A 25,517-nucleotide genomic window follows, 5' to 3' on the forward strand; every position below is an offset into this window, starting at 1 on the left:
AGTGGCGAGAACTCCACGCACAGTCGATGACATCCTGCCCCTCTCCCCGCTCCAGAGCGGTCTGCTGTTCCACAGTGTCTTCGACGAGGCGACGCCGGACATCTACACCGTCCAGTCCACCTTCCACCTGGCCGGCCCGCTGGACGCGGGCCGCGCCCGGGAAGCCGCCGAGGCCCTGCTGCGCCGGCACGCGAGCCTGCGGGTGGCGTTCCGCCAGCGCAAGGACGGAGGGTGGGTGCAGATCGTCGCGGCCCGGTACAAGCTGCCGTGGACCGAGATCGATCTGTCCCACCTCTCCGAGGAGGTGGCCGATTCGGAGGCCCGCCGGGCCACGCTCGCCGATCGTGAGCAGCGCTTCGACACCGGCCGTCCGCCGCTGATCCGGTTCACCCTGATCCGGCTCGGCGACGAGAGCCACCGCCTGGTCCTCACCATCCACCACACGGTGCTCGACGGCTGGTCCCTGCCGACGCTGCTGAAGGAGTACCACGCCCTGTACCTCTCGGGCGGGGACGCCAAGGGGCTGCCGTCGGTGGCCCCCTACCGGGACTATCTCGCCTGGCTCTCCCGCCAGGACGCGGACGCCTCGCGCGCCGCCTGGGACACCATGCTCGACGGACTGACCGCCCCCACCCTGGTGGCCGGCACCACCGAGCACACCCCGCAGGACCCCGGACGCCACGAGTTCGGGCTCACCGAGGAGCAGACCGGGGCGCTGACGGCCCGGGCCCGCTCCGCGGGCGTCACCGTCAACACCGTGGTGCAGGCCGCCTGGTCGCTCGTGCTCGCCGGCCTGACCGGCACCGATGACGTGGTCTTCGGCGTCACCGTCAACGGCCGCCCGGCCGAGCTGCCCGGCATCGAGTCCATGGTCGGCCTGTTCATCAACACCCTGCCGCTGCGCATCAGGCTGCGCCCCGAGCAGACCGCCGGCGAACTGCTCGGCCGGGTGCACCGCGCCCAGGCCGAGCTGATCGCCCACCAGTACCTGGGCCTGTCGGAGGTGCAGCACCGCACCGGGCTGGGCCCGCTCTTCGACACCTCCGTCGTCTTCGAGAACTTCCCCTTCGAATCCGGACCCGCGGTCTCCGACGAGGCCGACCCGCTGCGGGTGGTGGGCGCCGAGAGCCACTCGGCGAACCATTTCCCGCTCAGCCTCGTCGGGATGCCGCAGGACGCCCTGCGCTTCAAGCTGTTCCACCAGCGCGACCTCTTCGACGATGCGGCCGCCGTAGCGATCGGCGAGCGGTTCCTCGCCCTCCTCGACACGCTGGTGAGCGAGCCGGAGCGGCCGCTCGGCCGGATCGACGTCATCGGTGCGGACGAAACCGCCCGCGCTCTGGCCGCGGCGGCAGGACCCGCCGGCCTCGCGGCGGATGCCGAACTGCCCACCCTGCCCGAGCTGTTCACCGCCCAGGCCGCGGCCACCCCGGACGCCCCCGCCGTCCGTGCCGGGGACCAGGTCCTGACGTACCGGCAACTCGACGCCCGGGCCAGCTTCGTGGCCCGCACGCTGATCGAGCGCGGGGTCCGACCCGGCCGGACGGTGGCCGTGCTGCTGCCGCGCGGCATCGACCTCGTGGTGGCGCTGCTCGGCGTCGCCAAGTCCGGCGGCGCCTACATACCGCTCGACCCGGAGCACCCGGCCGAGCGGATCGCGGCGGTGCTCGCCGACGCCGACCCCGTGCTCGCGCTGACCGAGCCCGGCGCACAGCTCCCCGGGCTGTCCGGCGTGGCGACGCTCGCCGTCACCGACGAGGAGACCGCCTCCTTCACGGCGGCGCCGCACCCGCACGACCCGGCCTACCTGATCTTCACGTCCGGCTCCACCGGCCGCCCCAAGGGCGTCGTCGTCGAGCACCGCTCGCTGGGTGCCTACCTCCTGAGGGCACGTCAGGCCTATCCGGACGCCGCAGGCCTCACCCTCGTGCACTCCTCGGTCACCTTCGACCTCACCGTGACCGGCCTGTACACCCCGCTGGTCTCCGGCGGCTGTGCCCACTTGTCCGAACTCCCGGACGCCGTCGGCGGCCCCCGCCCCACCTTCCTCAAGGGCACCCCCAGCCACCTGGAGCTGCTCGACACCCTGCCGACGTCAGTCTCCCCGTCCGGCACCCTCGTCCTCGGCGGCGAGGCGCTGCGCGGTGAAGCCCTGCGCGCCTGGCGCGCGGCGCACCCGGACGCCACGGTGATCAACGCGTACGGGCCCACCGAAGCCACCGTCAACTGCCTGGAGTTCCGCATCGAGCCGGGCACCGAACCGGCCGACGGACCCGTCCCGATCGGCCGCCCCTTCGCCGACACCCGCGCCTACGTCCTGGACGCGGCCCTTCGCCCCGTCGCTCCCGGTGTCGCCGGCGAGCTGTACATATCCGGCGTCGTCCTCGCACGCGGCTACCTCGGCCGCCCGGACCTCACCGCCGAGCGCTTCGTCGCCGACCCGTACGGCCCGCCCGGTGCCCGCATGTACCGCACCGGTGACCTCGCCCGCCGCCGCCCGGACGGCACCTTCGTCTACGCCGGCCGCGCCGACGACCAGATCAAGCTGCGCGGCTTCCGCATCGAGCCCGGCGAGATCGAGGCCGCGGCCGCCGTACATCCCGACGTCACCCGGGCCGCGGTCCTCGCCCGCGAGGACCGGCCGGGCGATGCCCGCCTGATCGCCTGGGTGACCCCCGAGACCGTGGACACCGAAGCGCTGCGCGCGCACCTCGCCGACGCCCTGCCCGCCTACATGGTCCCGGCCGCGATCGTCGCCCTGCCCGCGATGCCGCTGACCCCCAACGGCAAGGTGGACCGCAAGGCGCTGCCCGCCCCGGAGGAGACCGCGACCGCGCTGCCCGTCCAGCGCGCCCTGCGGGACCCGCGCGAGGAACTCGTCCGCGAGCTGTTCGCCGGTGTCCTCGGCCTGGCCGGCGTAGGCCCCGACGACGACTTCTTCGAGCTCGGCGGCCACTCCCTGCTCGCCATCCGGCTCGTCAGCCGACTGCGCGCGAGCCTGGGCGTCGAACTCTCCGTCAAGCACCTGTTCCGCAACCCAACCCCGGCCGCCCTGGTCCGCTCCCTGGGCGAGGCCGAGGGCGCACGCCCGCCGCTCGTCCGCACGGAGCGCCCCGAGCGCCTGCCGCTCTCCTACGGCCAGCAGCGCCTGTGGTTCCTGCACCGGATGGAGGGACCGAACCCGGTCTACAACCTGGCCTCCGCGCTGCGCCTGACCGGCCCGCTCGACCACGACGCCCTGCGCGCGGCCTACGCCGACGTCGTGCAGCGCCACGAGAGCCTGCGGACGGTCATCGCCGAGGACGAGCAGGGCGCCCACCAGGTCGTCCTGGCCGACGTGCGCCCCGAGCCGGTCCATGTGCGCTGCACCGAGGGGGAGTTGGCGGAGCTGCTCGCCGAGCACGCCCGGCACCCCTTCGACCTGTCCACCGAGATCCCGCTGCGGCTCTTCCTGTACGAACTCGCCGAGGACCGGCACGAACTCCTCGTCCTGCTGCACCACGTGGCCGGCGACGGCTGGTCCACCCCGCTGCTCACCCGCGACCTGACCCGCGCGTACGCCGCCCGGGTCGCGGGCGAGGCCCCGCAGTGGGAGGAACTGCCCGTCCAGTACGCCGACTTCGCGCTGTGGCAGCACGAGCTGATGGGCTCCGAGGACGATCCGGACAGCCGCGCCTCGCGGCAGCTCGCCTTCTGGCGCGAGACCCTCGACGGTCTGCCCGAGGAACTCGCCCTGCCCACCGACCGGCCGCGCCCCGCCGTCGCCTCCTACCGCGGCGACAACGTGGCGATCACCGTCCCGGCCGCGCTGCACCGCGCCGTCGCCGAGTGCGCCCGGGCCACCGACGCCACCGTGTTCATGGTGGTCCAGGCCGCGCTCGCGGTGACCCTGTCCCGGCTCGGCGCCGGTGACGACATCCCGCTCGGCTCCCCGGTGGCGGGCCGCCTCGACGAGGCGCTCGACAACCTCGTCGGTGACTTCATCAACACGCTGGTGCTGCGCACCGACGTCAGCGGCGATCCGACCTTTTCCGAACTCCTCACTCGGGTACGGGAGTTGGACCTCGCCGCCTGGTCCCACCAGGACCTGCCCTTCGAGCGGCTCGTCGAGGTGCTCAACCCCGCCCGCTCCCTTGCCCGTTCCCCGCTGTTCCAGACCCTGCTCGCCTTCAACAACACCGGCGACCGCGCCGGTTCGAGGCCGGCCGAGGCCCGGCTCGGCGACCTCGCGGTGACCGCCCGCGGTGGTGTCGGCAGCGGTGTCGCCAAGTTCGACCTCGCGTTCAACCTGCGCGAACGGCACACCGCGGACGGTGCCACGGACGGCATGACCGGCATCCTCGAGTACGCCGGTGACCTCTTCGACCACACCACCGCCGAGCGCCTGGTGGACCGCTTCGTCACCGTCCTGGCCCGCCTGGTCGCGGAGCCCGACCAGCGCATCGCCGCCGTCGACGTACTGCTCGACGGAGAGCGCGCGGCCGCCCTCACCAGCCCGGCCGACACCGCCCGCCCGGCCCAGGACCGCTGGTTCCTGGACCGCTTCGAGCAGCACGCCGCCGAAAGCCCCGACGCGCCCGCCGTGTCTTCCGGCGCGGCCACGCTCAGCTACGCCGAGCTCAACGCCCGGGCCAATGCACTGGCCCGCCTGCTGATCGAGCGCGGCGCCGCCCCGGAGCGCTTCGTGGCCGTCGCCCTGCCGCGCACCACAGAGCTGCTCGTCACGCTGCTCGCCGTCCAGAAGACCGGTGCCGGCTACCTGCCGATCGACACCATCTTCCCCGCGGACCGCATCAGCCGGATGATCACGGACGCCGACCCGGCCGTCCTCGTCACCACAGGGGAGCTGCTGCCCGGCCTGCCCGCCGTCGCCGTACCCACCGTCCTCAGAGACTGTGTCACCGAAGAGGCCGACCTCTCCCGATACGAGGACACCGACCTCGACGTCCGCGTCCCGGCCACCGGCGCCGCGTACGTCCTGCACACCTCCGGGTCCACCGGCGTCCCCAAGGGTGTGGTGGTGCCCCGCGTCGCCCTGGACAACTTCCTTCGGGCGATGGCCGACCGGTGCGCCGCGACCGCGGACGACCGCCTCCTCGCGGTCACCACCATCGGGTTCGACATCGCGGCCCTGGAGCTCTACCTGCCGCTGGCCTGCGGCGGCAGTGTCGTCATCGCCGGGCCCGACACCGTCCGCGACCCGGAGGCGCTGCGCGCCGCCGTCACCCGCCACGGCATCACGCTCATGCAGGCCACCCCAACTCTGTGGCGGGCCGCCACCGGACGGGACGCCTCGTTCCTCGCCGGCGTCCGCGTCCTGGTGGGCGGCGAGGCACTGCCCGCCGACCTGGCCGCGACGCTGACCGGCGCCGCGCAGTCCGTCCTGAACGTGTACGGCCCCACCGAGACCACCGTCTGGTCCACCGCCGCCCAGATCACCGACCCGGCCGGCATCCATCTCGGCGAGCCGCTCGACAACACCGGTGTGTACGTCCTGGACGACCTGCTGCGCCCGGTCGCGCCCGGTGTACCGGGTGAGCTGTACCTGTCCGGCGCCGGACTCGCCCGCGGTTACCTCGGCCAATCGGGCCGCACCGCCGAGCGGTTCGTGCCCGACCCGTTCGGCGCCGCCGGCACCCTGATGTACCGCACCGGTGACGTCGTCCGTCGCACCGCACAGGGCCGCCTCGTCTATGTCGGCCGCGGTGACCAGCAGGTCAAGCTGCGCGGCTTCCGTATCGAGACCGGCGAGGTCGAGGCCGTGCTCGCCGCCCACGCGGACGTCACGGCCGCGGCTGTCGGCGTACGCCCCGACGCGGCCGGCGGACCCCGCCTGGTCGCCTGGGTGGTGACCGACCTGGACCCGCTCGCGCTGCGTGCCCATGTGGCCGCCGCCGTCCCCGAGTACATGGTCCCCGGCGCCTTCGTGCTGCTGCCCGAGCTGCCGCTGACCGCAAACGGCAAGCTGAACCGGGCCGCGCTGCCCGACCCGGCCGAGACCCACGACACCGCGGGGCGGCCGCCGCGCTCCCCGCAGGAGGAGATCCTCTGCGGCCTGTTCGCGGAGATCCTCAGCCGGCCCCGGGTCTCCATCGACGACGACTTCTTCGCCGTCGGCGGCCACTCGCTGGCCGCGATGCGCCTGGTCGGCCGCATCCGCTCGGTCCTCGACGTGGACCTGCCGATCAGCGTCCTGTTCGAGGCGCCCACGGTCGCCGCCCTCGCCGCCCGCGTCACCGGGGCGAGCGCGAGCCGCGCGCCGCTGGTGGCCGGACCCCGCCCGGAGCGCCTGCCCGCCTCGCCGGCCCAGCAGCGCCTGTGGTTCCTCGGCCGCTTCGAGGAGCCGGGCAGCCCCACGTACAACGTGCCCGTGGTGCTGCGCCTGACCGGCACCCTCGACCGGGACGCGCTGGCCGCGGCCCTCACCGACGTCGTCACCCGTCACGAGACCCTGCACACGGTCTTCGCCGAGGACGCCGAGGGCCCGCACCAGATCATCCTCGACCCCCGGCCGGTCCCGACGACGGTGTGGCCCGCCACCGTGGAGGAACTGCCCGCCCTGCTCACCGAAGCCGCCCGGATCGGCTTCGACCTCGCCTCGGACATCCCACTGCGCGCCCACCTGTTCGCCCTGGGGCGTGGGTCGGAGGTGCCTTCTGCCCCAGCCCCCGACGAGCACGCCCTGCTGCTCGTCATGCACCACATCGCGGGCGACGGCGGCTGGTCGGTTCCACTGCTCGTCAAGGACCTCGCCACCGCGTACGCGGCCCGGCACGGCGGCACCGCACCGGCCTGGCAGCCACTGGCCGTCCAGTACGCCGACTACACCCTGTGGCAGCGCGAGGTGCTCGGCTCCGCCGAGGACCCGGACAGCGAGCTGGGCCGCCAACTCGCCCACTGGCGCGAGGAATTGGCCGACCTGCCGGAGGAACTCACCCTGCCCGCCGACCGTCCGCGCCCCCGCCGGGGCACCGGTCAGGGCGCCGACCTGCGCTTCCACATCCCCGCGGAGCTGCACGCCGAGCTGGAGTCCCTGGCCCAGAAGCACCGGGCGAGTCTGTTCATGGTGGTCCAGGCCGCGCTCGCGGTGACCCTGTCCCGGCTCGGCGCCGGCGACGACATCCCACTCGGCACCCCCAGCGCGGGCCGCGTCAACGAGGCGCTCGACGGCCTCATCGGCTTCTTCGTCAACACGCTGGTGCTGCGCACCGACCTGTCCGGCGACCCCTCGTTCACCGAGGTGCTCGACCGGGTCCGCACCACCTCCCTGAACGCGTACGCGCACCAGGACGTGCCGTTCGAGCGGCTTGTGGAGGCCCTCAACCCGGACCGCTCGCTGGGCCGGCACCCACTCTTCCAGACGATGGTCACCTGGAACCACGCCGGCCACGACACCACGGGGCGGCTCGCCGAAGACCTGCCCGACCTGCGCATGCGCGTCGGCGAGGTCGGCACCGGCGTGGCCACCTTCGACCTGCTGTTCGCCTTCTCCGACCTGCGCACCGAGCGCGGCGCCCCGGACGGTCTGACCGTCCGCCTGGAGTACGCGACCGACCTGTACGACCCGGCCACGGCCGAGCTGTTCGCCGCCGGCCTGCTCGCGGTCCTCACCGCGGTCGCCGCCGACGCCGAACGTCCCGTGCACCGCGTCGACGTGCTGCCCGAGGCCGCCCTCGCCGAGCTGTGCACCGCGTCGCAGGGTGCCCGGCCACGTCCGTACCGGCCGCTCGCCCGGCTCCTCGCCGAGCAGGCCGCCCGAACCCCCGACACGGTCGCCGTCACCGACGACCGGGGCAGCCTCACGTACCGCGAACTGCACGAGCGGGCTCGTGCCCTGGCCGTCGAGCTGCGGGGCCTCGGGCTCGGCCCCGAGGACCGGGTCGCGGTCGCCCTGCCGCGCGGCACCGACCTGGCCGTCGCCCTCGTCGCCGCCCTCACCGCGGGCCCCGCGTATGTGCCGGTCGATCCGGAACTTCCGGCCGAGCGGATCGCGTTGATGCTCGCCGACACCCGGCCCGGGGCGCTGATCACCACCGCCGTGATCGACGCGGAGCTGCCTGCCTTCGACGTCACCCGGCTCCTCGTCGAGGAGCCGCGGCCGGCGGCCGACCCGGCGACGGCCTTCCCGGCCGCGCTGCCCGACCACCCCGCCTACGTGATCTACACCTCCGGCTCCACCGGGCGCCCCAAGGGCATCGTGATGCCGCACCGCGCCCTGGCCGGGCTGCTCGACTGGCACGAGCGGGCGGTGCCCGGCGATGTCGGCACCGTGGTGGCCCAGTTCACCGCCGTCGGCTTCGACGTGTCCGTGCAGGAGATCCTCTCCACGCTCCTGTCCGGCAAGACCCTCGCGGTCTGCCCCGAGGACACCCGCCGCGATCCGCGCGAGCTGGCCCGCTGGCTGGCACAGCAGCGGGTGGCCGAGCTGTACGCCCCGAACCTGGTCATCGACGGCGTCCTGGAGGCCGCCCGCGAGTGCGGCGCCGACCTGTCCGGGCTGCGCCACCTCGTCCAGGCCGGCGAGGCCCTGACCCTGCGCGAGCCGGTCCGCGCCCACCACGCGCAGGCCCCGACGCTGCTGCACAACCACTACGGCCCGGCCGAGACCCATGTGGTCACCGCGTGGACGCTGCCCGCCGACGTGGCCGACTGGCCGGACACCCCGCCCATCGGCCGCCCGGTGGACGGCGTCGGCGTCCGCGTCCTGGACGCGGGTCTGCTGCCCGTGCCGCCCGGCGTGGTCGGTGAACTGCACCTGTCCGGCGAAGCGTTGGCGCGCGGCTACCTCGGCCGACCCGACCTGACCGCCGAGCGGTTCGTCGCCGACCCGTACGGTCCCGCGGGTTCCCGCATGTACCGCACCGGCGACCTGGCCCGGACGACCGCCGACGGCGACCTCGTCTACGTCGGCCGCGCCGACCACCAGGTCAAGATCCGCGGCTTCCGCGTCGAGCCCGGCGAGATCGAGGCCGCGCTGACCGCCCACGCGGAGGTGACCCGGTGCGCCGTCGTGGTCCGCGAGGACACCCCCGGCGACAAGCGCCTGGTCGCCTACGTGGTGGCCGACCGGGACCGCACGGCCCCGGCCGCCGCCACGCTGCGCGCCCACCTCGCGAGCCGACTGCCGGCCCACATGGTGCCTGCCGCGTACGTCCTCCTCGACGAGCTGCCGCTGACCCGCACCGGCAAGCTGGACCGGGCGGCGCTGCCGGCCCCGGCCCACGAGACGGACACCGCCGCGCGCGCCCCGCGCACGGCGCGCGAGGAGGCCCTGTGCGGTCTGTTCGCCGAGGTGCTCGGACTTCCGGCGGTCGGCGTCGACCAGGACTTCTTCGACCTGGGCGGCCACTCCCTGCTCGCCACCCGCCTGGTGGCCAGGATCCGCACCGTCCTCGGCGTCGAACTCGCCGTCCGCGGCCTGTTCGAGGAACCCACCCCGGCCGGGCTCGCCGCCCTCCTGGACCAGGCCGAGGGCGCCCGCCGCGCCGTGACGCGCCGCGAGCGGCCCGAGCGGATCCCGCTCTCGCCCGCCCAGCGCCGGCTGTGGTTCCTGCACCGCCTGGAGGGACCGAGCGCGACCTGGAACATGCCCACGGCCCTCAGGCTCACCGGTGCCCTCGACGAGGACGCCCTCGGCGCGGCCCTCGCGGACGTCGTCACCCGGCACGAGTCGCTGCGCACCGTCTTCGCCGACTCCGCAGACGACGGCCACCAGCTGATCCGTACGCCCGAGGAGACCCTCGCCGCCCTCGGCGCCCTGCACGCCGCCGAGGTGGCACCCGCGGATCTCACGGACCGGCTCACCGAGGCGGCATCCCGCCCGTTCGACCTGGCCGCCGAGCCGCCACTGCGGGTCACCCTGCTGCGCACCGGCCCGCAGGAGCACGTGCTGCTGCTCCTGCTCCACCACATCGCCACCGACGGCTGGTCGGCACCCGTGCTCGCCCGGGACCTCACCGAGGCGTACGCGGCCCGGCAGGCCGGTGAAGCGCCCGGCTGGACCGAACTGCCGGTCCAGTACGCCGACTACACGCTGTGGCAGCGGGACGTACTCGGCTCCGAGACCGACCCGGACAGCATCGCCGCACGCCAACTCACCTACTGGAAACAGGCGTTGGCGGAGCTGCCCGAGGAACTGGCCCTGCCCGCCGACCGCCCCCGGCCCCCGGCCGCCTCGCACCGCGGCGACGCCGTGCCCTTCCACGTCCCCGCCGACCTGCACACGGGCCTCGCCGCTCTCGCGGGCGAGAGCCGGGCCAGCCTCTTCATGGTGGTCCAGGCGGCCTGGGCCACCCTGCTGTCCAAGCTGGGAGCGGGCGAGGACATCCCGATCGGCACGCCGATCGCGGGACGCACGGACGAGGCCCTGGACGACCTGGTCGGCTTCTTCGTCAACACCCTCGTGCTGCGCGCCGACCTGTCCGGCAACCCCGGCTTCACCGAGCTGGTGGACCGGGTGCGCGAGACCTCGCTCGCGGCCTACGCCCACCAGGACGTACCGTTCGAGCGTCTTGTGGAGGTGCTCAACCCGGCCCGGTCGCTGGCCCGCCACCCGCTGTTCCAGACCATGCTGATGTGGAACAACAACGACGACCGCGTCGCGGACCGGTTCCCCGGCCTGACCGCCGAGACGCTGCCGCTCGGCACCAGGGTCGCCAAGTACGACCTCACCCTGGCCCTCAAGGACGCCTACACCGCCGACGGTGACCCGGCCGGCCTCCACGGCCACCTGGAGTTCGCCGCGGACCTGTTCGACCGGGCCACCGCCGAGAGCTTCGTGGAGCGGTTCACGCGGGTACTGCGCACGGTGGTGGAGGCGCCGGGAACACCGGTGTCGGACGTGGACGTGATGGCCCCGGGTGAACGGGAGAGGGTTCTCGGTGAGTGGAACGACAGCGACCGCGAGGTCCCGGACGCCTCGCTCGCGGAGCTCTTCGCCGACCGTGTGGCGGTTTCGCCTGAGGCGTCTGCTCTGGTCCTCGGTGATGTGGCGGTCTCGTACGGGCAGTTGAACGCCCGGGCGAACCGACTGGCGCACTGGCTGATCGAGCGGGGTGCGGGTCCGGAGCGTCTGGTGGCCGTCGCCCTGCCGCGGTCGGTGGACCTGGTGGTCTCGCTGCTCGCGGTACTGAAGTCGGGGGCCGGGTACGTACCCGTGGATCCGGAGTTCCCGCAGGAGCGGATCGCGTACGTCCTTCAGGACGCGGATCCGGTGCTGACGCTGACCGAGGACGTACTCGCCCAGGCGGATCTGTCAGGCTGTGCGTCCAACGACCCGGTGATTGCGGGGCGTTCGGGCGAGCAAGCCGCGTATGTGATCTATACGTCGGGGTCGACGGGGCGCCCGAAAGGCGTGACCGTGTCGCAGGCGGCGCTGGTCAACTTCCTGACGGCGATGCAGGACCGCTTCACGCTCACCGGAGACGACCGTCTCGCCGCGGTCACGACCGTCGGATTCGACATCGCGGGCCTGGAGCTGTTCCTGCCGCTGCTGCACGGCGCCCAGGTCGTGCTGGCGCCACGGGAGATCGTCCGCGACCCCGCCGCATTGGCGGCCCTGATCGAGGAGTCGGGCGCGACGATCGTCCAGGCCACTCCGAGCCTGTGGCACGCCCTGGTCGAGACCGGCGCGGTGCCGGCGGGAGTGCGGGTCCTCGTGGGCGGTGAGGCGCTGCCCGCTTCGCTGGCTCGCACGCTCGCCGAAGGCAGCCGGCCGGTGACGAACCTGTACGGCCCGACCGAGACCACCATCTGGTCCACCGCTGCGGAGGTGGATGCCTCCGGGGAGGTGTCGATCGGGGCTCCGATCGCCAACACCAGGGTGTACGTGCTGGATTCGGGCCTGCGTCCGGTCCCGGTGGGTGTGGCGGGCGAGTTGTACATCGCGGGCTCCGGTCTGGCCCGCGGTTACCACCGCAGGCCCGGCCTGTCCGCGGAGCGCTTCGTCGCCGACCCGCACGGCCCGGCGGGTACGCGGATGTACCGCACCGGAGACCTGGTGCGCCGTACGGCCGATGGACGCCTCGACTATCTCGGCCGCACCGACTTCCAGGTCAAGGTCCGCGGTTTCCGTATCGAGTTGGGGGAGATCGAGGCCGCCGTCCTCGACCACCCGGACGTGACCCGCACCGCCGTCCTCGTCCGCGAGGACTCCCCCGGCGACAAGCGCATCGTCGCCTACGTCGTCCCCGCCCCGTCCGGGGCCCCGGACGGGGACGTGCTGCGCAAGCACGTGGCGACGAGCCTGCCCGACTACATGGTCCCCGCTGCGTTCGTCACCCTCGACGGGCTGCCGCTGACTCCCAACGGCAAGCTCGACCGCACCGCCCTGCCCGCCCCCGCGCTGGGCGCGCTCGGCGAGGGACGCGCGCCGCGCACCCCGCGGGAAGAGACCCTGTGCGGGCTGTTCGCCGAGGTCCTCGGCGTCGCCGAAGTGAGCATCGACGACGACTTCTTCGCCCTCGGCGGCCACTCGCTGCTCGCGAACCGGCTGGCCGCCCGGGTCCGATCCGCTCTCGGCAAGGAAATGAGCATCCGCGGCTTCTTCGAAAAGCCCACTGTCGCCGCCCTGGCCGAAAGCCTCGAAAGCATGCAGACCACCACCACCCGTCCCGCGCTGCGCCGCCGTACCGGGAACAAGGAGAACTCGTGACCACGCTGTCCTTCTCGCAGCGCCGCCTGTGGTTCCTCAACCAGTTGGACGGCCCGAGCGCGATCTACAACATCCCCACCGCCCTGCGGCTCTCCGGCGCCCTCGACCGGGACGCCCTCGCCGCCGCCCTCACCGACGTGGTCACCCGCCACGAGACCCTGCGGACGGTGCTTGCCGACGGGTCCGAGGGACCCCACCAGGTCGTCCTTGCCGCAGACGCCGACGCCGCCACGCCCGCCCTCACGGTGGTGCCCACCGACGAGGCCGGCCTGGACCAGGCCCTGGAGAACGCGGCCCGGCACGAGTTCGACCTGCTCGGTGAGACCCCGATCCGCTGCACCCTGTTCCAGCTCGCGCCGGACGAACACGTCCTGCTGGTGCTGCTGCACCACGTGGCGGGCGACGGCTGGTCGATCCCCGTCCTCGTCCGCGACCTACTCGGCGCGTACGCGGCGCGGCAGGCCGACCGGGCACCTCGCTGGGACGAACTGCCCGTCCAGTACTCGGACTTCACCGTCTGGCAGCAGGAGCTGCTCGGCTCCGAGGACGACCCCGACAGCGTGATCAGCCGGCAGCTCGCCTACTGGCGTGACACCCTCGCCGATCTGCCGGAGGAGCTCGGCCTGCCGACCGACCGGCCCCGCCCGGCGACCGCCACCCACCAGGGCGACACCCTGCCCCTCGCGGTACCGGCCGACGTGCACGCACGCCTCCTGGAGCTGGCGCGGGAGAATCGCGCCAGCCTGTTCATGGTCGTCCAGGCCGGCCTCGCCGCCCTGCTGTCCAAACTGAGCGGCAGCACCGACGTCCCGATCGGCACCCCGATCGCGGGCCGCACCGACGAGGCCCTGGACGACCTGGTCGGCTTCTTCGTCAACACCCTCGTCCTGCCCGCGGATCTGTCCGGCACGCCCACGTTCCGGGAGCTGCTCGACCGGGTCCGGGACGCCGACCTGCACGCGTACGAACATCAGGACGTGCCCTTCGAGCGGCTCGTGGAGGTGCTCAACCCGCCCCGGGCGATGGCCCGCCACCCCCTCTTCCAGACCCTGCTGACCTGGAACGACAACGACCAGCGGCAGGCCCGCACAGCCGCCGCCGAACTGCCGGGCCTCACCGTTCGCGGGCACACGGCCGAGACCCGTACCGCCCGCTTCGACCTCTCCTTCACGGTCGAGGAGCGCCAAGCGTCCTCCGGTGCGCCGGAGGGCCTGAGCGGCGCCCTGAACTACAGCACGGACCTGTTCGACCGAGCCACCGCCGAGCGCATCGCCGAGCGGTTCAGCCGCGTCCTCGCGGCGGTGGCCGCCGACCCGGACGCACCGGTGGCCCGCGTGGACCTGCTCACCCCCGCCGAGCGGCACGAGGTCCTGGAGCGCGCCAACGCGACCTCCAGGGACGTCGAACCGTCCTGCGTCGCCGAGCTGTTCTCGGCGCGCGCGGCGTCCATGCCCGAGGCGCCGGCCCTCGTCCTCGGTGAAGTGGCGATTTCCTACGGAGAGTTGAACATCCGGGCGAACCGGCTCGCGCACTGGCTGATCGAGCAGGGTGCGGGTCCGGAGCATCTGGTGGCCGTCGCCCTGCCGCGGTCGCCGGAGCTCGTCGTCGCCCTTCTCGCGGTCCTCAAGTCGGGTGCCGGATACGTCCCCGTGGACCCGGAGTTCCCGCAGGAGCGTGTCGCGTACATCCTCCAGGACGCGGATCCGGTCCTGACACTGACCGAGGACGTACTCGCCCAGGCGGATCTGTCAGGCTGTGCGTCCAACGACCCGGTGGTTGCGGAACGTTCGGGCCAGCAGACCGCGTACGTGATCTATACGTCGGGATCGACGGGCCGCCCGAAGGGCGTCACCGTCCCGCAGGCGGCGCTGGTGAACTTCCTGACGGCGATGCAGGACCGCTTCGCGCTGACCGAGGACGACCGCCTCGCCGCGGTGACCACGGTCGGATTCGACATCGCGGGCCTGGAGCTGTTCCTGCCACTGCTGCACGGCGCCCAGGTCGTACTGGCCCCCAGAGACATCGTCCGCGACCCTGCAGCGCTGACAGACCTGGTGCGCGAGACGCGCGCCACGATCATGCAGGCCACCCCCAGCCTGTGGCACGCCCTGGTCGAGGCCGGAGAAGTGCCGGAGTCACTGCGGGTGCTGGTCGGCGGTGAGGCCCTGCCCGCGTCCCTGGCCCGCACGCTCGCCGAGGGCGGCCGGTCGGTGACGAACCTGTACGGCCCGACCGAGACCACCATCTGGTCGACGGCGGCCGGCGTGTCCGCCTCGGGAGACGTCTCCATCGGCGCTCCGATCGCCAATACCCGTGTGTACGTGCTGGATCCAGGGCTGCGCCCGGTCCCGAACGGAGTCGCGGGTGAGTTGTACATCGCGGGCGCGGGTCTGGCGCGCGGTTACCACCGCAGGCCCGGCCTGTCCGCGGAGCGCTTCGTCGCCGACCCGCACGGCCCGGCGGGTACGCGGATGTACCGCACCGGTGACCTGGTGCGCCGTACGGCCGGGGGCGACCTGGAGTACATCGGCCGTACCGACTTCCAGGTCAAGGTCCGCGGCTTCCGCATCGAACTCGGCGAGATCGAGACCGTGATCGCCGACCACCCGGACGTCGCCCGCACCGCCGTCCTCGTCCGCGAGGACTCCCCCGGCGACAAGCGCATCGTCGCCTACGTCGTCCCCGTCGGCGCACAGAGCAGCCCCCACCACACCCTGCTGCGCAAGTACGCGGCCGCGAGCCTGCCCGAGTACATGGTCCCCGCGGCGTTCGTCACCCTCGACGGGCTGCCGCTGACCCCCAACGGCAAGCTCGACCGCGCCGCCCTGCCCGCCCCCGCCTACGGCCTGGAGAGCACCGGCCGGGCCCCGCGCACCCCGCAGGAGGAGATCCTGTGCGGCCTTTTCGCCGAGGTCCTCGGCGTCCCGCGGGTGTCGGTGGACGAGGACTTCTTCTCGCGCGGCGGCCACTCCCTGCTGGCGCTGCGGCTCATGACCCGCGTCCGCGCCACCCTCGGTGTGGACCTCCCGGTCCGGCAGCTGTTCGAGACGCCGACCGTGGCGGGCCTCGCGGAGCTGCTCGGATCCGGCGGCGCGGCCCGGCCCGCGCTCGAGGCCCGTCCCCGACCCGAGCGGGTGCCGGTCTCCTTCGCCCAGCGCCGGCTGTGGTTCCTGGGCCGCCTGGAGGGACCTACCGCCGCCCACAACATCCCCACCACACTGCGTCTTTCCGGCTCGCTCGACCGGGAGGCCCTGGCCGCGGCGCTGGCTGATGTCGTCGCCCGCCACGAGACTCTCCGTACGGTCTTCGCCGAGGACGCAGAGGGCCCCCATCAGATCGTCCTCACTCCCGAGCAGGCCCGGCCCGAGCCCCGGGTCACCCGGACCGACGAGGCCGGCCTGAACGAGGAGCTGCGCCGGGCCGCCCGCCAGGGCTTCGACCTGGCCGCCGAACCGCCGCTGCGCGCCCACCTGTTCGAGCTGAGCCCCGACGACCACGTCCTGATGCTGCTCGTCCACCACATCGCGAGCGACGGCGGCTGGTCCACCCCGGTCCTGGTCCGCGACCTCACCACCGCCTACGCCGCCCGCTGCGCCGGTGAGGCGCCCGCCTGGTCACCGCTGCCGGTCCAGTACGCCGACTACACCCTGTGGCAGCACGAGGTGCTCGGCTCCGAGGACGACCCCGACAGCCTCGTCAGCCGCCAACTCGCCCATTGGCGCGAGGCGTTGCGGGACCTGCCGGAGGAGCTGCCGCTGCCCACCGACCGGCCGCGCCCCGCCGAGAGCAGCTACCGCGGCGGCACCGTGCCGGTCGCCGTCCCGGCTGCCCTGCACAGCCGTCTGGAGCACCTCGCCCGGGAGCACCGGGCCAGCCTGTTCATGGTCGTCCAGGCCGGCCTCGCCGCCCTGCTGTCCAAGCTGAGCGGCAGCACCGACGTCCCGATCGGCACCCCGATCGCGGGCCGCACCGACGAGGCCCTGGACGACCTGGTCGGCTTCTTCGTCAACACCCTCGTCCTGCGCACCGACGTCTCGGGCGATCCGGCCTTCGCCGACCTGGTGGCCCGGGCCCGGCAGACCGACCTCGCGGCCTACGCCCACCAGGACGTGCCCTTCGAGCGGCTCGTGGAAGTGCTCAACCCGCCGCGGGCGAGGGGCCGCCACCCGCTGTTCCAGACCATGCTCGCCTTCAACAACGTCGACCAGAAGGCCGCCCTCGGCGAGGGCCGCCTGCCCGGACTGACCGTCTCCGGCGACCGGGTCGGCACCGGCGTCGCCCAGTTCGACCTGCTGCTCGCCGTCGCCGACGGCCGCGCCGACGACGGCACCCCGTCCGGGATCACCGGGCACCTCGAATACAACGAGGACCTGTTCGACCGGGCCACCGCCGAGACCCTCGTACGCCGACTGACCCTGCTGCTCGACGCCCTCGCCGAGAACCCCGAACTGCCCCTGAGCCGCATCGGGATCCTGGAGGAGGACGAGCGCCGCCGCATCCTCGGCACCTGGATCGACACCGCCCGGGACGTGCCCCACGCGACCCTGCCCGCCCTCTTCGAGGCGCAGGCCGCCCGCACCCCCGACGCTCCCGCCGTGCGCCACGGCAACCGCAGCCTGACGTACGCCGAACTCGGCGCCCGCGCCAATCAATTGGCGCGGCTCCTGATCAAGCGCGGCGCCGGACCCGAGGGCTTCGTGGGCATCGCCCTGCCGCGCACCGAACTCACCCTCGTGGCGGTGCTCGGCGTCCTCAAAGCCGGTGCGGCGTATGTGCCCATCGACCCCGGATACCCAGCCGACCGCATCACCCACCTGCTGCACGACGCCGCCCCCGGTCTGGTGCTCACCGCCCGGGACGCGCTCGACCGGCTGCCCGACGAGGGCACCGAGCGCATCGTCCTCGACGAGGCGGGCACCGAGGCCGCGCTCGCGGCTCTGCCCGCGCACGATCTGACCGACGCGGAGCGCAGCACGCCCCTGCGGCCCGTGCACGCCGCGTACGCGATCTACACCTCCGGCTCCACGGGGCTGCCCAAGGGCGTGGTGGTGCCGCACGAGAACGTCGCCGACCTGGCGGCCTGGGCGGTCGGCGAGTTCGGCGCCGACGGCATGGCCCATGTGGTGGCCTCCACCTCGCTCAACTTCGACGTCTCCGTCTTCGAGATGTTCGGCCCGCTGCTGTGCGGCGGCACCGTCGAGGTGATGCGGGACGTCCTGGAACTGGGCGATCCGGCCCACGCCGGCCGCTCGGTGTCGCTCATCAGCGGTGTCCCGTCGGCCGTCGCCCAACTCGTCGGCGACGACGGCCCGTCGGTCGCCGCCCGTGAGGTCGTCCTCGCCGGTGAGGCCGTCTCGGCCCGCGACGCCAACGCCGTCGTGCAGGCCGTCGGCGCCGAACGGTTCGCCAACATCTACGGCCCCACCGAGGCCACCGTCTACGCGGCGGCCTGGTACACGCGGGGCGAGATCACCGGCGTCCCCCCGATCGGCGCGCCCCTCCGCAACACCCGGCTCTACGTCCTCGACGCGGCCCTTCAGCCGGTCCCGGTCGGGGTCGCGGGCGAGCTGTACATCGCGGGGCCGGGCCTGGCACGCGGCTACCACCGCCGACCGGGCCTGTCGGCGGAGCGGTTCGTCGCCGACCCGCACGGCCCGGCGGGCACCCGCATGTACCGCACCGGCGACCTGGTTCGCTGGAGCGCCGACGGCAACCTGGACTACCTCGGCCGCACCGACTTCCAGGTCAAGGTCCGCGGATTCCGCATCGAACTCGGCGAGATCGAGGCCACCGTCCTCGGCCACCCGGACGTAGCCCGCACCGCCGTCCTCGTCCGCGAGGACCGGCCGGGGGACAAACGGTTGGTGGCCTACGTGGTCCCGGCCACCGGCCGCACCGTGGACCGGGCGCGGCTGCGTGCCCACGTGGCCGCCGCCCTGCCCGACCACATGGTGCCCTCCGCGTTCGTCGTCCTGGACGCCCTGCCGCTGAACCCCAACGGCAAGCTGGACCGGGCCGCGCTGCCCGCACCCGAGTACGGTCCGGCCCAGGTGGGCCGGGCGCCGCGCACGCCGCAGGAGGAGATCCTGTGCGGCCTGTTCGCCGAAGTCCTCGGCGTCCCACGGGTGTTCCTCGACGACGACTTCTTCGCCCTCGGCGGCCACTCGCTGCTGGCCACCCGTCTCGCGGGCCGCATCCGCGCCACGCTCGGCGAGGAACTGACCATCCGCCAGTTCTTCGAGACGCCGACCGTGGCCGGACTCGCCGCCGCCCTCGGCTCCGGCGGCCCCACCCGCACACCGCTGGTCGCGGGCGACCGCCCCGAGCGCATCCCGCTGTCCTTCGCCCAGCAACGCCTGTGGTTTCTCGGCCGGTTCGAGGGCCGCAGCCACACCTACAACGTGCCGACCGCCCTGCGCCTCTCCGGCGCCGTGGACCGGGGCGCGCTGGCCGCCGCCCTCGCCGACCTCGTCACCCGCCACGAGACCCTGCGCACCGTCTTCGCGGAGGACGCCGAAGGGCCGTATCAGACCGTGCTCGACCCGGAGTCCGCCCGCCCGGGCCTGACGGTGCTCGACACCACCCCGGACGATCTGATCGGGGCGCTGGAGCAGCAGGCCCGGTACGCCTTCGACATCGGCGCCGAACCCCCGCTGCGGGCCGTCCTGTTCGCAGTCGGCCCCGACGAGCAGGTCCTGCTGCTCCTGGTCCACCACATCGCCACCGACGGCTGGTCGATGCCGCTCCTCGTACGTGACCTCACGGCCGCCTACACCGCCCGCTGCCGGGGCGAGGCACCCGCCTGGAGTCCACTGCCGGCGCAGTACGCCGACTACACCCTGTGGCAGCGCGACCTGCTCGGCTCCGAGGACGACCCGGACAGCCTCGTCTCGCGCCAACTCGACTACTGGCGACGGACTTTGTCCGGGCTGCCCGAGGAACTGGACCTGCCCGCCGACCGGCCCCGCCCGGCCGTCGCCTCCTACCGCGGCGATCTGCTGGACGTGAAGATCCCGGCCGAGACGCACGCCCTGCTGACCAACCTGGCCCGGGAGAGCCACGCCAGCCTCTTCATGGTCGTGCAGGCCGCCCTGGTCGCCCTGCTGTCCAAGCTGAGCGGGGCCACCGACATCCCGATCGGCACCCCGATCGCGGGCCGCACCGACGAGGCCCTGGAGGACCTGGTCGGCTTCTTCGCCAATACCCTCGTGCTGCGCACCGAGGTGGTGGCCGACGAGACGTTCACCGACCTCGTGGCCCGGGTCCGGGAGACCGACCTGACCGCCTACGCCCACCAGGACGTGCCCTTCGAACGGCTCGTGGACGTGCTCAACCCGGCCCGCTCCATGGCCCGCCACCCGCTGTTCCAGACCATGCTGACCTTCGACAACGTCGCCGCCCGCGACACCTCCGACACCACTGCCGCCGGGCATGCCGGACCGCTGCCGGACGTGGCCGCCTCCGGGCAGGACGTCGGCACCGGAGTCGCCCGCTTCGACCTGATGTTCCGGCTCGGCGAACGGCACACCGCGGACGGCACACCCGGCGGGATCGCCGGCGTCCTCGAATACGCCGCCGACCTGTTCGACCGGGAGACCGCCCGGCGCCTCGCGGACCGCCTCGTCGCCGTCCTGACGGCCGCCGCCGCCCGCCCCGACGTCCCGGTGGGCGCCCTCGACACGCTGCCCGAGAACGACCGCGGCCGCATGCTCGTCAGCTGGAACGACACCGCCCGCGACCTGCCCGTCGACCACCTGCCCGCCCTGTTCCGGGCACAGGCCGCCCGCACCCCCGACGCGCCCGCCCTCGACTTCGAGGACCTCACGCTCGACTACCGCGAGCTGGACCTGCGGTCCGACCGGCTCGCCCACGCCCTCGCCTCCCGCGGCGTCGGCGCCGAGGACCTGGTGGCCGTGGCGCTGCCCCGGACCGCGACGATGGTCGTCGCCCTGCTCGCCGTCCTCAAGGCGGGTGCGGCGTACGTGCCGATCGACCCCGAGTACCCGGCCGACCGCGTCGCCTACATGCTGGCCGACGCCGCCCCCGTCCTGCTGCTCACCGACCGCGAGACCGCCGGCGCGCTCCCCGAGGACACCGCCCCCGAGGTCCCGCGCCTGGTCCTGGACGACCCGCACACCGTCCGCGCCCTCGACGCCGTCACCGACGCCGAGGTGGCGCAGGTCCGCCGGATCGCACCGCCGCACCCGGACCACCCGGCGTACGTCATCTACACCTCCGGGTCCACCGGCCGGCCCAAGGGTGTGGTCGTCGGCCACGAGAACCTGCTCAACCTTCTGACCGCGATGCGCGACCACCTCGCGCTGACCGAGGACGACCGGCTGCTCGCCGTCACCACCATCGGCTTCGACATCTCCAACCTGGAGCTGTGGACGCCGCTCGCGCACGGCGCCCGCCTGGTCCTCGCCGCCCGCGAGACCGTCAAGGACCCGGTGGCCCTCGCCCGGCTCGTCGAGGAATCCGGCGCCACCATCCTGCAGGCCACCCCGACGGCCTGGCAGAGCCTGGTCACCACCCGCCCCGAGGCCCTGCGCGACCTCGTCAAGCTCGTCGGCGGCGAGGCGCTGCCCGGCCCGCTCGGCCGCGCCCTGCACGACCTGGGCGGCTCCCTCATCAACGTCTACGGCCCGACCGAGACCACCATCTGGTCCACAGCTGCCCGCCTGGACGCCGACACCTGCGAACGGCCGCCCATCGGACGGCCGTTGGACAACACCCGGGTCTACGTCCTGGACGCCGGACTGCGCCCGGTGGCCCCCGGCGAGGCCGGCGAGCTGTACATCGCCGGCACCGGTGTGGCCCGCGGCTATCTGAACCGGCCCGGCCTGTCCGCCGAGAGGTTCACCGCCGACCCCTTCGGCCCCGCCGGCAGCCGGATGTACCGCACCGGCGACCTGGTCCGCTGGAGTGCGGACGGCGACCTGGAGTACATCGGCCGCACCGACCACCAGGTCAAGGTGCGCGGCTTCCGTATCGAACTCGGCGAGATCGAGGCCGCGTTGACCGTCCAGGACGAGCTCGCCCAGGCAGTGGTCGTCGCCCGTGAGGACACCCCCGGCGACAAGCGCCTGGTGGCGTACACCGTACCGGACCGCGGCGACGGGACCCGTGACACCGAGCGGGAGGAGAGCCAGGTCCGCGAATGGGAGGCGGCCTACGACGCCCTCTACGGCGAGCCCGGCTCCGACAGCTTCGGCGAGGACTTCGGCATCTGGCGCAGCACGTACACCGGGGACCCCATCCCGCTGGAGCAGATGCGCGAGTGGCGCGCCGGCACCGTCGAGCGCATCCTCGCGGACCGGCCCCGCCGGGTCCTGGAGATCGGCGTCGGCACCGGCCTGATCCTCGCCCATGTGGCCCCGCACTGCGAGAGCTACTGGGGCACCGACCTGTCCGGCTCCGTCGTCGAGCGGCTGCGCGCCCAGGTCGCCGAACGGCCCGAGCTCGCCGACCGGGTGACGCTGACCACCCAGCCCGCCCACGACATCGACGGGCTGCCGCGGGGCGCCTTCGACACCGTGGTGCTCAACTCGGTGGTCCAGTACTTCCCCAGCGCCGACTACCTCACCGAGGTGCTGGCCAAGGTGACACAGCTCCTTGCCCCCGGCGGCACCGTCTTCGTCGGCGACGTCCGCAACTTGAGCACCCTGCGCGCCCTGCGCGGGGCGGTCGCCCTCACCGGGAGGGAAACCGCGCCGGAGGGCGGCGGGCGGGACCGACTGCGCGCCGGGATCGAGCGGGCGGTGGCCCGCGAGAAGGAACTGCTGCTCGCACCCGAGTGGTTCACCGAGCTGCCGGACACCCTGCCCGGCGTCAGCGGCGTGGACCTCAGGGTCCGGCGCGGCGTCCACCACAACGAACTGACCAGACACCGCTACGACGTGGTGCTGCGAACTGGCGCCGCTCCCCGCCCAGACGCGACGGACGCCCCGACCCTGACCTGGGGCGAGCGCCTGACCGGGCTCGACGAGCTGACCGCCGAACTGGCCGCGTTCCAGCCGGTGTTGAGGGTCACGGGCATCCCCAATCGGCGGGTGCAGGCCGAGGCCGCGGCCGTACGGGGCCTGTTCGACGAGGAGGCGAGGCCCGCCGGCCCTGCGGTGGACCCCGAGGAGCTGTACGCCCTCGCCGAGCGCACCGGCCACCGGGTGGCCGTCACTTGGGCAGCCGCGGACGCCGAAGCGGGCGCGCTGGACGCGATGTTCGTCGCCGCGGCACCGGATGCTCCCGTGGACCTGGCCCTGACCGGGGTCTACCGGCCGGCACCCGGGCACGACTCCAGGGATCGTGCCAACGACCCCGCCCGCCGGCGCGACGACACCGGACTCGGTCCCGTCCTGCGCGACCGGCTCAAGGAGACCCTGCCCGCGCACATGGTGCCCGCGGCCGTCGTCGTCCTGGACGCCCTGCCGCTGACCCCCAACGGCAAGGTCGACCGTGCGGCGCTGCCGGTCCCCGACTTCGGGGCATCGACCGTGGGGCGGGCCCCGACCGCCCCGCGCGAAGAGCTGATGTGCGCCCTGTTCGCCGAGGTCCTCGGCCTCGCGCGGGTGGGCCTGGACGACAACTTCTTCGAACACGGCGGGCATTCACTGCTGGCGACACGGCTGGTCGGCCGGGTCGGTGCCGTCCTCGGCACGGAGGTGCCGCTGCGCCGGCTCTTCCAGGCGCCCACCCCGGCCGAGCTGCTGCGCGACCTCGAGCCGGACGGTGAGCGCGACGGGCACGGGGTGCTGGTGCCGCTGCGCGCCTCCGGCGCCGGGGCGCCGCTGTTCTGCGTGCATCCGGCGGCCGGCCTCAGCTGGTGCTACCTCGGACTGCTCGCCCACCTGGGCCCCGAGTACCCGGTGTACGGGCTCCAGGCACGCGGCACCGACGGCGCCGAGCCGCTGCCCGTCTCGATCGAGGAGATGGCCGCCGACTACGCCGACCAGATCCGCGCGGTGGCCCCCGAGGGCCCCTACCGGCTGCTCGGCTGGTCGGTCGGCGGGACTGTCGCCCACGCGATCGCGACCGAACTGGAGCGCCACGGCGAGCGGGTGGAACTCCTTGCCGTGCTCGACGCCTACCCGGTGGCCGACGCGGCCGGCACCGAGCCGCCGTCCGAAGCCGCGATCATCGCGCGCAACCTGCGGGCGATCGGCTTCGACTTCCAGGAGCGCGAACTCACCCCGGAAACCTTCCCCATCGAGCGCTACCGGGCCTTCCTGGCGCGCGAGAACAAGGTGATGGCCCGGTTCGAGGAGCGCGAGATCCTCGCCATGAAGGACGTCTACGTGAACAACACCCGGCTCATGTGGTCCCACACCCCGGGCCGTTTCAGCGGCGACATGCTGTTCGTCACCGCACGACGCGACCAGGGGGCGCTCGCCCGCGAGCGGGGCCACCGGGCCTGGGAGGCGCACGTCGCGGGAGAGGTCGTCAACCACGACGTGGACTCGGACCATGAGGGCCTGATGACCCGGCCCGGGCCGATCGCCCACGTCGGCCGGTTGCTCGCGGAGCGCCTCGCGGCCCTCGACGACGCCGCGGCCGGGGCACGTAGAAACGGCGTAGACCCCGCCCGCAGGCTCGGCGCATGACGGCGGTTGACGAGACGACGGTTGCGGCGCCCCCCTTGCGCCGCAACCGCGACTTCCTCCTGTTGTGGACCGGCAACTGGCTGCAGTTCTTCGGCTCCCGGATGAGCAGCGTCTGCTATCCGCTGCTCGCGCTCCAGATCTCCGGCGGTTCGGCCGAGGCGGTCGGCCTGGCGTCGGCCGCGGCCGTACTGCCGCAGGCCGTCGTCCAGTTGCCGGCCGGGGTCCTGGTCGACCGCTGGGACCGGCGCGCGGTGATGCGCTGGTGCGCGCTCGGCCGGATCCTGGTGCTGGGCGCGGTGGGTGTCACCCTGGCTCTCGGCGCGCTCGGCATGGAGCTGCTCCTGGCGCTGATCGCCGCCGAGGTGTCGCTCGCCATCGTCTCCTCGCTCGCGGAACGGGCCGCCGTACGCACGGTCGTCCCGGGGGAGCAGCTGCCCGCCGCCCTGTCGCAGAACGAGGCCCGCGGCCGGATCGCGGGTCTGCTCGGCGGGCCGGCCGGCACCGTCCTGTTCACCTGGACACGCTGGAGCCCCTTCCTCGCCGCCACGCTCGGGGCGCTGGTCGCGGCCGTCAACCTGCGGTTCATCCGGGCCGACTTGAGGACCGAGACCGCGGTGCGCCGCCGTGCGATCCACCGGGACCTGGCCGACGCCCTGCGCTGGCTGCGGGGCCAGCGGGCGCTGCGCGCCATGCTGCCGGTGGTCACCGTGTCCACGGCCCTGCTCCAGGTAGTGATGCAGGGTCTGGTCGTGGTGCTGGTCAAGGAACAAGGGCTGCCGGAGGCCACCTTGGGCCTCGTGCTGGGGATCAGCGGCTGTGGCGGTCTGCTCGGAGCGCTCACCGGGCGCTGGTTCATGGCGCGGCTTCCGCTGCCCGTCCTCCTGATCGGCGGTCTGACCCTGTGGGCCGCCCTGATGAACGCCATGGCCTGGGCCACCGGGCCCGTACAGCTCGGTGTGCTGTTCGCCGTGATGAACGTCATCGGAGCGGTCTTCGGGGTGGCCACCGCGGTCTACCAAGTGACCATCACGCCCCAGGAGTTGCAGGGCCGCGTCGCGGCCCTGTCCGGCCTGGTCGTCGCTCTCGGCACCACCGCGGGCGCGTTCGCCGCCGGGAAGCTCCTGCACGCCTACGGCGGCCTGCTCTCCCTGCTGGTGGCCGCCGGCCTGATGGCCCTGACCGCTCTGGCGGCCGCGCTGATCCCGGCCGTCCGGAAGGCCCGCATTCCGGTCGCGTCCCACCCCGGGACCTCGCCGGACACCTGA

General features: G+C 73.6%; 3 protein-coding genes. All 3 read left to right on the forward strand.

The window, feature by feature from the left end:
* Position 1: 1 nt before the first annotated feature.
* From IEZ21_RS01575 to IEZ21_RS01585, 3 genes are read left to right on the forward strand one after another with little or no spacing between them, the layout of a single operon-like run.
* Complete coding sequence (locus tag IEZ21_RS01575; protein WP_189320068.1) at positions 2-12,652, forward strand: non-ribosomal peptide synthetase; 12,651 nt, start codon at positions 2-4, stop codon at positions 12,650-12,652.
* Positions 12,649-24,252 carry a non-ribosomal peptide synthetase gene (locus tag IEZ21_RS01580; RefSeq protein ID WP_189320069.1) on the forward strand — a complete coding sequence of 3,868 codons (11,604 nt, stop codon included), beginning with the start codon at positions 12,649-12,651 and terminating at the stop codon, positions 24,250-24,252. The genes IEZ21_RS01575 and IEZ21_RS01580 overlap by 4 nt, the downstream gene beginning before the upstream one ends.
* Positions 24,249-25,517 (forward strand): MFS transporter, encoded by a 1,269-nt coding sequence (locus IEZ21_RS01585; RefSeq protein WP_189320070.1) that lies wholly within the window; start codon positions 24,249-24,251, stop codon positions 25,515-25,517. The genes IEZ21_RS01580 and IEZ21_RS01585 overlap by 4 nt, the downstream gene beginning before the upstream one ends.

The sequence above is a fragment of the Streptomyces flaveus genome (assembly GCF_014647675.1).
Taxonomy (GTDB): domain Bacteria; phylum Actinomycetota; class Actinomycetes; order Streptomycetales; family Streptomycetaceae; genus Streptomyces; species Streptomyces flaveus.